Annotated in this window: 4 protein-coding genes; 1 reads left to right on the forward strand and 3 read right to left on the reverse strand. The window is 73.3% G+C overall.

Annotated elements, in window-relative coordinates; genetic code table 11:
* Positions 1-6 precede the first annotated feature (6 nt).
* Positions 7-6,378: a DUF4215 domain-containing protein gene (locus WMF22_RS26820; RefSeq protein ID WP_438037287.1), complete on the forward strand. Its 6,372-nt coding sequence runs from the start codon at positions 7-9 to the stop codon at positions 6,376-6,378.
* 162 nt (positions 6,379-6,540) lie between these two features.
* On the opposite strand, the gene WMF22_RS26825 is transcribed toward WMF22_RS26820, so the two are convergent.
* From WMF22_RS26825 to WMF22_RS26835, 3 genes are read right to left on the reverse strand one after another with little or no spacing between them, the layout of a single operon-like run.
* Positions 6,541-7,791 (reverse strand): PEGA domain-containing protein, encoded by a 1,251-nt coding sequence (locus WMF22_RS26825; protein ID WP_437292840.1) that lies wholly within the window; start codon positions 7,789-7,791, stop codon positions 6,541-6,543.
* Entirely contained in the window at positions 7,788-10,571 is a 2,784-nt protein-coding gene (locus WMF22_RS26830; protein ID WP_438031632.1) for an FG-GAP repeat domain-containing protein, read from the reverse strand. The genes WMF22_RS26825 and WMF22_RS26830 overlap by 4 nt, the downstream gene beginning before the upstream one ends.
* A 2-nt stretch (positions 10,572-10,573) precedes the next feature.
* Positions 10,574-12,301: a serine/threonine-protein kinase gene (locus WMF22_RS26835; protein ID WP_438031633.1), complete on the reverse strand. Its 1,728-nt coding sequence runs from the start codon at positions 12,299-12,301 to the stop codon at positions 10,574-10,576.
* Positions 12,302-12,495: the final 194 nt, after the last annotated feature.

A 12,495-nucleotide genomic window follows, 5' to 3' on the forward strand; every position in this document is an offset into this window, starting at 1 on the left:
TGTGTCGTGAGGTTGAGAACGTCTTATCTGGCTTTGACCGTGGGATTGCTGCAAATAGTCGCCGCCTGTGGAGGGGGCGCGCCCTCCACCACGGGCGATCCTGGCGTAGGCGGCGCGGGAAGCGTGACCTCCAGCGGCTCCGGCGACGGCGGCGGCGGCAGTGACTTCGGCTCTGGCGTCGCCTCCGGCGGCGGCGGAAGCGGCGGCGGGCCCGATCCCTGCGCCGTCGACGACCCGCCCCCCGAGTGCCTCTTGCCCCAGGAGCCCGCCTGCGGCGACGGCGAGATCAACCAGGCCAGCGAGGCGTGCGACGACGGCAACAGCCTGCCCGGCGATTGCTGTTCCGGTCTGTGCGAGATCGAGCCTTACTGTGCATGTCCGACGCCCGGCGAGCCGTGCGTGCTGACCATCGCCTGCGGCGATGGCGTGGTCGATCCGGGCGAGTTCTGCGACGACGGCAACACCGCTGACGGCGACGGCTGCAGCGCGGACTGCATCGTCGTCGACCCCTCGTACGTCTGTCCGAGGCCGGGCGAGCCGTGCACGCTGCTCTACGACTGCGGCGATGGCCGCGTGAACGGCTCCGAGGAGTGCGACGACCGCAACGAGACGCCCGGCGACGGCTGCGGCGCGGACTGCAAGCGGGAGGCGGGCTTCGTGTGCCCGAAGCCCGGGCAGCCGTGCGAGCGCCTGCCGGTCTGCGGCAACGGGGTCAAGGAGGCCGGCGAGCACTGCGACGACGGCAACGCCGCGAGCGGCGACGGCTGCTCGAGCCTGTGCCGACAGGAGTCCTTCTACGTCTGCACGACCCCGGGGCAGCCCTGCGAGCTCCTGATCCGGTGCGGCGACGGCGCCGTGGATCCGGGCGAGATCTGCGACGACGGCAACGCCCAGGGCGGCGACGGCTGCAGCGCCGACTGCAAGACGCTGGACCCGCTTTACGCGTGCTCCGAGCCGGGGAAGCCCTGCATCCTCCTCTATCGCTGCGGCGACGGGCGCGTGAACAACGGCGAGCAGTGCGAGGACGGCGACGACCCGCCCGCCTCCGGCGACGGCTGCAGCGCGACCTGCATGCGCGAGCCCGGCTTCGTGTGCTCGAAGCCCGGGCAGCCGTGCGAGCTCCTGCCGGTCTGCGGCAACGGCGCCCTGGAGAGCGGCGAGCAGTGCGACGACGGCAACACCGCGGGCGGCGACGGCTGCTCGAGCCTGTGCCGGCAGGAGTCCTTCTACACCTGCCCGACCCCGGGTCGGCCCTGCACCCTCCTCTACTGGTGCGGCGACGGCGCGATCAACCCGGGCGAGGTCTGCGACGACGGCAATACGGTGAGCGGCGACGGCTGCAGCGCCGACTGCAGCGCGGTGGAGCCGATCTACACGTGCCCCAGGCCGGGTCAGCCCTGCACCCGCCTCTACTGGTGCGGTGACGGCCGCGTGAACGAGGGCGAGCAGTGCGAGGACGGCAACACCCGGAGCGGCGACGGCTGCAGCGCCGACTGCATGCGCGAGGAGGGGTATCAGTGCAGCCGCCCCGGTCAGCCGTGCACCCGGCCGCCGGCCTGCGGCAACGGCCTCAGGGAGACCGGCGAGCAGTGCGATGACGGCAACACCGCGGGCGGCGACGGCTGCTCGAGCCTGTGCCGGCAGGAGTCCTTCTACAGCTGCCCGACCCCGGGCCAGCCCTGCGAGTTCTTGATCCGGTGCGGCGACAGCGTGCTCAGCCCGGGCGAGGTCTGCGACGACGGCAACACCGTGGGCGGCGACGGCTGCAGCGCCGATTGCAGCGGGGTGGACCCGATCTACACGTGCACCACGCCGGGTCAGCCCTGCACCCTCAACTACTGGTGCGGCGACGGCCGCGTGAACGACGGCGAGCAGTGCGAGGACGGCAACACCGTGAGCGGCGACGGGTGCAGCGCGGACTGCATGCGCGAGCCGGGGTATCAGTGCAGCCGGCCGGGCCAGCCGTGCGCGCGGCTGCCGGCCTGCGGCAACGGCCTCAGGGAGACCGGCGAGCAGTGCGATGACGGCAACACCGCGGGCGGCGACGGCTGCTCGAGCCTGTGCCGGCAGGAGTCCTTCTACAGCTGCCCGACCCCAGGCCAGCCCTGCGTGCTCCTGTTCCGGTGCGGCGATGGCGCCGTGAACCCCGGCGAGCTCTGCGACGACGGCAACACCGCGGGCGGCGACGGCTGCAGCGCGGATTGCAAGGCGGTGGACCCGGCGTACGTGTGCCCCGAGCCGGGCAGGGCCTGCGTCCTCGTCTATCAGTGCGGCGATGGGCGGGTGAACAACGGCGAGGAGTGCGACGACGGCGACTCCGTGTCGGGCGACGGCTGCACGGCGGATTGCCGGCTCGAGGAGGGCTTCATCTGCAAGCCCGGCCAGCCCTGCACCGTGAGGACCTATTGCGGCGACGGCACGGTGCAGCTCGGCGAGCAGTGCGACGACGGCGGCGGGGAGACCCCTGTCGGCGGCGACGGCTGCACCGCGCAGTGCAAGATCGAGGTCGGCTGGATGTGCCCGCCGGGCGGCGGGCGCTGCACCCCGCCGCCGCCGCCCGTGTGCGGCGACGGCAAGATCGGCGGCACCGAGGTGTGCGACGACGGGCAGCAGCCCCCGGCGAGCGGGGACGGCTGCAGCGCCGATTGCCAGACGATCGAGGACGGGTGGGATTGCTCGCGCGTGGGGTTCCCCTGCAAGACCGTCTGCGGCGACGGGTTCAAGAACGGCGCCGAGCAGTGCGACGACGGCAATCCCTTCTCGGACGACGGCTGCGACGAGACCTGCCGGATCGAGCCCGGCAGCGTCTGCGACGACGGGGAGCCCCAGGACTGCACGGGCTTCTCGGTCTGCGGCAACAACATCCGCGAGGGCACCGAGGCCTGCGACGACGGCAACGGCAACTGGCGCGACGGCTGCACGCCGGACTGCAAGGGCGAGCCGGACTGCAGCGGCGGCGCGTGCGTCTCGAGGTGCGGCGACGGCATGCTCCTGCCCGGGGACACCACCGAGGCGTGCGACGACGGCAACACCGTGAGCGGCGACGGATGCTCCGCGACGTGCACGATCGAGCCGGGCTACACCTGCGCCGTTCAGCCCACCGAGATGCGGCTGCCGATGGTCATCCGCGACTTCATCGGCTGGTGCCCGGAGGGCAACAACAGCAGCTCGAACAACACCGACTGCGACGCCAACCTGGCGGACAACCGCATCGGGCACTTCGACTTCGAGATCACGGGCAACGGGCAGACCGACTACACCGTCCTGCCGACGCTCGACAGCGCGGGCAAGCCCGTGAATGCCTACGGCGCCGGCCCCTTCCTGCCGACCGCGAACAACGGCTGGACCACGGGGCAAACCAACTTCCAGTGGTGGTACCGGGACAACCAGACGTACAATAGGACGCTCGTCACCACCATCGAGCTGCGCCCGGACGCCGCCAGGTACGTGTACCAGCGGAACCCGTTCTGGCCCGTGGATCGCACCCAGACGAACGGCGATCCGGTGCTCGACAACCTGGTCTCCGCCGGGCTGGAGCGGGCGCGCGATCAGGGGCACAACTTCTACTTCACGAGCGAGGTCCGGTACTGGTTCCAGTTCAACCCGAACGGCGCCGCGGCCGATCCGGTGCTCACCTTCTTCGGTGACGACGACGTCTGGGTGTTCATCAAGAACACGCTGACCGCGGACATCGGCGGCATCCACGGGCAGCTCCAGGAGAGCGTGACCATCCTGGACAACGGCGACGCGCGCGTGACCCCGTGCACCGCCGCTGCCGGCTGCACGAACCGGGGCGCCACCTACGACGTCGACCTGAACCTCGAGCCGGGCAAGGTCTACGAGATCGCGGTGTTCCAGGCCGAGCGCCACGTCACCGGGTCGAACTACCAGCTCACGCTGTCGGGCTTCGGCGCCGGCACGTCGGTGTGCACGCCGCAGTGCGGGGTCGACCCGCCGGTCGTGACGCCGGGCGAGGAGTGCGACGACGGCAGCGAGAACGGGACGGGCTACGGCCAGTGCAACAACTGCCAGCTCGGGCCGTACTGCGGCGACGGCGTCAGGAACGGCATGGAGACCTGCGACAACGGGGTCAACAACAGCACGTACGCCAACGCCTCGAACGCCTGCGCGCCCGGGTGCGTGGCCCCGCCCCGGTGCGGCGACGGCGCGGTCAACGCGCCGTACGAGGCGTGCGACCTCGGCTCCGGCAACACGGCGAACGGCTACGGCGGCTGCACGCGCGAGTGCCAGATCGGGCCGTCCTGCGGCGACGGCACGAGGAACGGCGCCGAGGGGTGCGATGACGGCGTCAACGACGGCTTCTACGGCACCTGCAACCCGAACTGCACGCCGGCGCCGATGTGCGGCGACAACCGCGTCGACGCCGACTGGGGCGAGGAGTGCGACGACCCGGCCGACTCGAACTGCGTGAGCTGCCAGCGCGGCGAGCACTGCGGCGACGGGACCACGCAGCGGGACCTCGGCGAGGAGTGCGACGACGGCGTCAACGACGGCGGGTACGGCCAGTGCGGGCTCTCGTGCCTCTACGGGCCGCGCTGCGGCGACGGCATCGTCCAGCCCGAGGAAGAGCGCTGCGACCTCGGCAGCGGGCAGAACACCGGCGGGTACGGCGGGTGCACCGCGACCTGCAACTACGGTCCGTACTGCGGCGACGGCATCAGGAACGGCGCCGAGGGGTGCGACGACGGCGTGAACGACGGCGCTTACGGCACCTGCAACGAGAGCTGCACGCTGGCCCCGAGGTGCGGCGACAACCGCGTCGACACCGAGTGGGGCGAGGAGTGCGACAACGCGGCCGACCCGAACTGCCTGAACTGCCAGCTTCCCCCGCAATGCGGCAACGGGATCACGCAGCCGGCCCTCGGCGAGGAGTGCGACGACGGCGTCAACGACGGCGGGTACGGCCAGTGCGGCCCCGCGTGCCTCTACGGCCCGCGCTGCGGCGACGGCATCGTCCAGCCCGACGAAGAGCGCTGCGACCTCGGCAGCGCGCAGAACACGGGCGGGTACGGCGGGTGCACCGCGACCTGCAACTACGGTCCGTACTGCGGCGACGGCATCAGGAACGGCGCCGAGGGGTGCGACGACGGCGTGAACGACGGCGCTTACGGCACCTGCAACCCGAGCTGCACGCCGGCGCCGAGGTGCGGCGACAACCGCGTCGACACCGAGTGGGGCGAGGAGTGCGACAACGCGGCTGACCCGAGCTGCGTGAGCTGCCGGCTCCCCGCGCAGTGCGGCAACGGGATCACGCAGCCGGCCCTCGGCGAGGAGTGCGACGACGGCGTCAACGACGGCGGGTACGGCCAGTGCGGCCCCGCGTGCCTCCACGGCCCGCGCTGCGGCGACGGCATCGTCCAGCCCACCGAGGAGGACTGCGATCTCGGCAGCGCGCAGAACACCGGCGGGTACGGCGGGTGCACCGCGACCTGCGACTACGGGCCGTACTGCGGCGACGGCATCAGGAACGGCGCCGAGCCGTGCGACGACGGCGTGAACGACGGCACCTACGGCACCTGCGCGCCGGGCTGCACGCCGGCGCCGAGGTGCGGCGACAACCGCGTCGACGCGGACTGGGGCGAGGAGTGCGACAGCGCGACCGACCCGAACTGCGTGAGCTGCCGGCTCGGCGCGCACTGCGGCGACGGGGTGATCCAGCCGCAGTTCGGCGAGGAGTGCGACGACGGGATCAACGACGGCGAGTACGGCAAGTGCGGCCCCTCGTGCATCTTCGGGCCGCGCTGCGGTGACGGCATCGTCCAGCCCGTGGAGGAGGACTGCGATCTCGGCGAGGGCAACAACAGCGGCGAGTACGACGGCTGCGACGCCCTCTGCCAGTACGGGCCGTACTGCGGCGACGGCCGCGTCAACGGCGCCGAGACCTGCGACGACGGCGTGAACGACGGCTTCTACGGGAGCTGCATGCCCGACTGCAGCCCGGCGGCGAAGTGCGGTGACCGCCGGGTCGACGAGGAGTGGGGCGAGCAGTGCGATCCCCCGAACGAGGCCACGGGCTGCAGCAACAACTGCCGCCTCGGCGGGCAGTGCGGCGACGGCGTGGTCCAGCCCGGCGAGCAGTGCGACGACGGCAAGAACGACGGCGGCTACGGCCAGTGCGGCCCGCGCTGCCAGCTCGGCCCGCGCTGCGGCGACGGCATCCGCAACGGCCCGGAGCAGTGCGACGACGGCGACGGCAACAACACCGGCGGCTACGGCAAGTGCGCGCCGGGCTGCGTCTACGGCCCGTACTGCGGCGACGGCAAGGTGCACAGCGCCTACGAGGCGTGCGACGACGGCAACCGCACGGGCGGCGACGGCTGCAGCCTGACCTGCCAGCTCGACGGGTTCCCCAACTGATCGAGCGAAGGCGGGCACGCGGGGCGAAGGCGTCGTTCGACGCCTCCCCCGCGGGCCCGCGACGCCGGCGCAGCGCCGCGCGTCGCTCGGGTCGACCTCCTCCCAGCTACCGCCGCTAGCTCGCGATGGCCGCCCTCGGCGGCCCGGGGCTCCGCAGTGCCTTCACCAGAACCGGCCGACGAGCCCCACCCCGCCGAGCCCCGGCCCGAGGATCGGCGCGGCCGAGAGCTCGAGCATCGGGCCGCCGGTGCGCGCGGGCGCGGGGTCCGTGCGCGCGGGCAGCGGCGGCGGGTTCGGCGTGTCGAACGCGTAGAACACGAAGCCGCCGAGGGCGAACGCCGCGGCCGTGCCGAACAGGCCGACGGTCGCGTTCGCGAGCTCGTCGCGCGTGTCGAGGTGAGCGCGGTAGTCGCCCAGCTCCTTCTCCGAGATCCCCTGCGCCGCGCGCTTCTCCGCGATCTCGCGCGCCTGGTCCTCTTCCTCGAGGCCCGAGGCCAGCGTCAGCACGCCGACGCCGGCGGACAGGACCCCCATCGCGACGAGGCCATAGGACATCTTCCGCTGGAAGGAGCTCGTGAGGCCCACCTCGATGACGAGGCGCTCGCCGCGGCGGAGCGACAGCTCGCGAGAGAACGGCCGGTGTCCGTTCTTCGTGGCGACGAAGAACCGCTTGCCCGGGGCGACCTGGAGGAGCGGCAGCGGCGTCGTACCGACGAAGCGCCCGTCCAGCGTGACCTGCGCGCCGACGGGGCCCTTCACCTGGAGGAGCGCCGGCCGCTCGCGCAGCTCCCGGTCGATCCCGAGGATGTCCCCCTCGATCGCGACCACCTCGCGCTCCTCGTCGACGTGGCCGTCGGCCGTGATCTTGATCCGGTGCTTGCCCGGCTGCACCTCGGCCATCAGCGGCACGTCGGCCAGCGCGCCGCCGTCGATGGATACGCGGGCCCCCGCGGTCGGCGAGGTGACGTTGATGCGGGTCCGCGGCCTTGTGTCGGGCGGCGCCGCCTCCGGCGCGGCGGGCGACGACGGAGCGCTCGCCTCGAGGCGCGCGGCGATCACCCCGAGCTCGCTCAGGGCCTCGGTCGCGTCCGCGCGGCGCCCGCCCTGCGGGACCTGCTCCAGGTAGCGCCGGTAGTTCGCGATCGCGGCCCGCAGCGCCTCGGGGCTCTGCTCGACCACGTACAGGCGCCGGTAGGCCTGGGCCAGCGAGAACAGGAGGGCAGGGCGCGGCGCCTTCCTGTACGCCGCCTCGAACGACTGCACCGCGTCGCGGTACCGTGTCGCGGCGTAGGCCTGGGCGCCGGCGTTGTAGAGCGCCTTCGCCTGCTCGATGTCCTCCTCCGCCGAGGCCGCGCTCGGCGCGAGCGCGGTCGTCGCGAAGGCCATGAGCACGACGCACAGCGAGGTCTTCATCGGCGGATCGGCACTCCTTCGTAGACGCGGAGCGCGCCGTCGCTGAGCACCGCGAGATCGTCCACCCCATCTCCGAGGACGTCGCACGTCGCGATCGCGGAGCCGCCGGGGATGCCGTCCAGCTTGCGGAGCTGGAGCTGGCCGAGATCATGGCAGCCCGCCGCGCCGTCGCCGCACACGTCGAGCGCGTAGGCCACGCTGCGCGTGAGCACGACGAGCGACCTTCCCATCCCGTCGTCGACGCGGGCGAAGTCGGCGCTGGTGACGTCGCTCGCCAGATCCACGAGGCTGGGGTCGGGCACCTCGAGCTCGATCGGCGCGTCGAGCGCGCCCTCGCCCGTGTTCCAGAAGACGGCGAGCCGGCTCGCCGTGATCGTTCGCGTCCCTTTCGCCAGCTCGTACGCGATGCCCACGACGTCCGCGTGGCCATCGCCGTCCATGTCGCCGGCGCGGAGCCCCGCGTACAGCGTGTGAGGCGCGGGCGAGAAGGCCGCCTCCGGCGCCTCGAAGGCGCCGCTCGCGCCGCGGCGCACGAGGGTGACCGCGCCGGCCAGGGCCGGCGTCCCCGGCTCCGCCGCCGCGTCCTCCGCCGCGACCTCGATCGGCAGCGAGAGGACGAGCTCATCGGTTCCATCGCCGTCGAGATCGACGGCGACCCCATCCAGCGCCCACGCGGGCTCCCGGGAGGGAACGAGCTCCGCGGGGAGCGAGACGCTGTGCTTGACCTCGTCGACCATGGCGATGACGCCCGAGTCGACCGCCGGCAAGAGCCAGAGCTCGGCCGAGCCCCGGGAGGAGCCAGGGCTCGGAGGAGCGATCGTCAGCGACGCGACCTCCGCCCGATCGCCCCCGAAGCGGCCGGCGATGCTCCTCACGGCGCGCAGCTCGCCTGCCTGCCGCGCGTCGCCCGGGCGGACGAGCGGTAGCGGCGGCAGCAGCGACCGCGAGCTGCTGCCCTCGATGAGGCTGAACGCGACGTCGCCGCCGTGCGAGAAGAGCACGCTGATGTCGTCCACGGCGTCGTCCGGCTCGGGGAGCCGCACCGCCGCGATGTCGAGGAGCCCCTCGAAGGCGCCGAGCCGCACCGGCGGCTCCGGCGCCTTCATGTACCGGCCGAAGCAGACGGCCAGCGTCGGGTGGTCCGCGCTCGACAGCGAGCTCCCGGCGCTCTCGGCGAACGAGAGATCCGGCAGGAGATCGCCGTCGAAGTCGCCCACGACGAAGCTCGAGACGTTGCCCAGCGTCGGGATCTTGAGCTCGTTGAGCTTGAAATCGGAGGCCTCTGCGCCGGGGACGCCGTTGAAGAACGTCAGATCCGTCGCGTCCGCGGAGCCGGCGACGACGTCGGGCGCGCCGTTGCCGGTCAGGTCTGCGATCACCGCGCTGGTCCAGCGCCGGCCGTTCGCCGGCGCGAGCCGGTCGAACTCGACCTGGTAGGGAGGAGACGGCCGAGCCTTTCCGAGCCTCACGGCGTCGGGGTCCACGATGTCGATCACCCCGTCGCCGTTGAGATCGCCGATCGCGACGGGGGCCCCGAAGCCGGGCAAGCGCCCGGAGCTCATGTCGCCCGCCGGGTACGAGAGATCGCCGTACGGCGCCATGGCGCCGAACGCGCCGCCGCCTGCGCCCTCCGCGACGTCGAGCGCGTAGCAAGGCGCGCCCGCGGGCAAGCGGGGGTCAGGCTGCGCGCACGTGGCGCCCACGAGCAGATCGAGGACGCCGTCGCCGCTCACGTCCCGGAGGAAGGCCGCGCCCGCGATCCGCGCGCCCGCCGGGAGCTCCACCGCGGTGTGCGCGCCGTCGTCCGGCGAGTAGATGTGCACGGCCGAGTCGTCCGCGAGGGCGACGACCACCTCGTGGAGCGGGCCGCCGCCGAGCTCCGCGCTCACGAGCGGACCGGCGACGTCGCGCAGCCCGCGCTGCCGATCGATGAACGCCAGCTGGCCGCTCTCCGACCCCTGCACGACGGCGATGACATCCTCCGGCGCCGCCCCACGCGTGTCGGTCCCGACGACCAGGGCGACCCACGTCTGTCCGTCCTCGCGCGTGCTGCCGACGGGCAAGAGCCGCGCGCCGCGGAGGGTCGTCGTCTCGGACGCCGCGCCGAGCAGCGAGCCCAGGGGAAACACCGACGCGAGCACGGGGACCGGCGCGAACGTGCGGCCCGGCTCGCCGCTCAGGATCGCCACGCCGGGCCCCACGCTGAGCGCGATGTCCGTCGTCTCGTCGTCGGTGAGGCGCGCGAGCGCGGGCGTGTCCCCCGCCGAGGGGATCGACACCTGGGTCCCCACCGTGCTGTTCGCATCGAAATAGAGCGCCTCGAGGCTCGTCGAGCCGACGCCCACGAGGTCGCCGCGGCCGTCGCCGTCGAGATCACCCGTGATCAGCCGCTGCACGCCGAGCGGCAGCGCGGCGCCGAGCGGCTTGAAATTGCCCGTCGAAGCGCGGCACACGCCGTCGACCCCGCAGCCCCACCCGCTCGGGCACGCGGCGTCCACGTCGTTGCACACGAAGCGGCACTCGTTCTCGCTTCCGCGCGGGTTGCACCAGCTCGTCGAGGTGGCGCCCTGCGCATCCCGCGTCGTCACCTCGCAGGGCTCGCGCGCCTCGAAGCAGTCGCAGTCCTCGTTGCGCGACGGCTCGATGACGCCGTTGCCGCACACGCCCGGGGAGATCTCGCCGAGCTCCACGCACCCGGCGGAGCCGGCGGCCGCGACGAGCAGCGCCGCGGCCGCCCCGATCGCCCGCACGTATCGCCTGAAGCCGGGCCTCGCGCGCATGCTCACTGGAACGGGTTTTCCAGGTCGCCCTTCCTGACGGCGCCCCTCGCTGTCGGCGCCACCCTCTTCAACGACACGGTGATCGCGCCGTCCGCCTCGGCCGGGACCTCCTGCGCCTGCTCCTGGTACCCGGGCGCCTTGAAGGTGAGCTTCACGGCGCGCCCGCGCGGCAGGCGCAGCGGCCCCGGCGCCTTGCCGACGAGCTTGCCCTCGCTCCATACCTCGAGCTCCTTCGGCGTCGCCCGGATCCGGAGCTCGACGTCGGGCGGCGCCGCGTCGGCGCTCGCCGCGGCTGCGGCTGTCGCCTCCAGCGGCGGAGACGGCGCGGCCGACTCCGGGGCGGCCGCGGCGGCGGCGGAAGCCGGCAGGACCGGCGCGACCAGCGCGGCCTCCGTCCTCGGCATCGCCGCGGCCGACGCGGGCGCGCGCGGGGCATCGGCCGCCGGCTCGCCGTGGCCGATCTGCATGTGCCCGAAGTGCAGCGTGAGCGCCGCGGCCGCGCCGATGCCGAGGACGGCGACCGCCGCGAGCGCCGCCCTCCGCCGCGACGCCGTGGCCGGCTTGCTCTCCAGGTTGCTCGGCAGCGATCCCTGCAGCAACGTCTCGTTCCCGTGCAGCCCCGAGCTCGCTTCCGCGGCGGGGCCGCGCTGCGTCGGCGCGAGCCCGGCGTCCAGCGCCTCCACGGCCGCGCCGCGCGCGCGGTCCCGCGCGGCGGCGCCTCGCCCGACGGCGGCGTCGCTCGCCCGCAGGAGGCCGCCGGGCAGCTCGTATCCCGCGCCGCGCGCGGCCTCCACGAGCGCCACGGTCGCCTCGAGCAGCGACGCCGGGCGGCTCGCGGGGTCCTTCTCGAGCATCCGCAGGAGCGGCGCGTCGAGCGCCGGCGAGAGGTGCGTCGCCACGGTCGACACAGGGGGCGCCGCCTCCGACGTGTGCTTGATCAGGAGGTCGAACGCGTTCTCGCCGTCGAACGGCGGCGCGCCGGCGAGCAGCTCGTGCGCGAGGATCCCGAACGAGTAGATGTCCGTCCGGTGATCGACGTTCTTGCCGCGGCACTGCTCGGGGGACATGTAGAGCGGCGTCCCGATCAGGTGCCCCGTCCGCGTCTTGTGCACGGCGCTCGACGACTCGCCGAGCAGCTTGGCGATGCCGAAGTCGAGCAGCTTCGGGAAGATCGCGCCGTCCTCGTCGAAGACCAGGAACACGTTCTCGGGCTTGAGGTCGCGGTGCGCGATGCCCGCCGCGTGCGCCGCGTCGAGCGCGCGCGCGATCTTGACGAGGATGGGCAGCGCCTCGGCGGGCGGGAGGCGCCCGCGCTTGCGGCGGTAGGCGTCGAGGGTCATCCCCTCGAGCAGCTCCATCACGTAGTAGTGCCGGCCGTCCTCGAGGGCGCCGAACGAGAAGATGTCGATGATGTTGCGGTGCCTGATCTGGTTCACGGCCCGCGCCTCCGCGACGAAGCGGGAGACGAGCTGCGGGTTCGCGGAGCACTGGCGGCTCAGGACCTTGATGGCCGCCGCCTTGCCGATGACGGGGTGGATCGCGCGGTAGACCGTGCCGAAGCCCCCTGCCCCGATCTTGGCCTCGACGCGGTACTCGCCGACCGGCGTTCCCGGCGCGAGCTCCGGATCGGCGCCAGGCGGCGCGGGCTCCGCCGCGAGCGTCTCGACGTTCGTCGCGCAGGCAGCGACGCCGTCCGCATGCTCGGTTCGGCACGTAGGGCATGTCGACATGAGAAAGCCACGGAGAGCGTACACGGGGAGCCCGGCGCAGCCCAGAGCCACCGAGCGTCGCAAACCGGCGGGCGCGCTGTGCTCCGGCCTCCGGCGGGCGGGCGCAGCGTGAGGCGTCCTTTCGGCGCCGAGCCGCCCGCGTCGAGGCCCGGCTTCGCGGCCCCGCGGGGCGCGAGGCGCGCGCCGGAGGTCTG

Origin of the sequence: Sorangium sp. So ce204, from assembly GCF_051526795.1 — a bacterium.
In the GTDB taxonomy this organism is placed as follows: domain Bacteria; phylum Myxococcota_A; class Polyangia; order Polyangiales; family Polyangiaceae; genus Sorangium; species Sorangium cellulosum_B.

Excerpts from the sequence above, each read along its gene's own strand:
- WMF22_RS26825 (WP_437292840.1), bottom strand. The coding sequence starts at position 7,791 with ATGAAGACCTCGCTGTGCGTCGTGCTCATGGCCTTCGCGACGACCGCG.
- WMF22_RS26830 (WP_438031632.1), bottom strand. The coding sequence starts at position 10,571 with ATGCGCGCGAGGCCCGGCTTCAGGCGATACGTGCGGGCGATCGGGGCG.
- WMF22_RS26835 (WP_438031633.1), bottom strand. The coding sequence starts at position 12,301 with ATGTCGACATGCCCTACGTGCCGAACCGAGCATGCGGACGGCGTCGCT.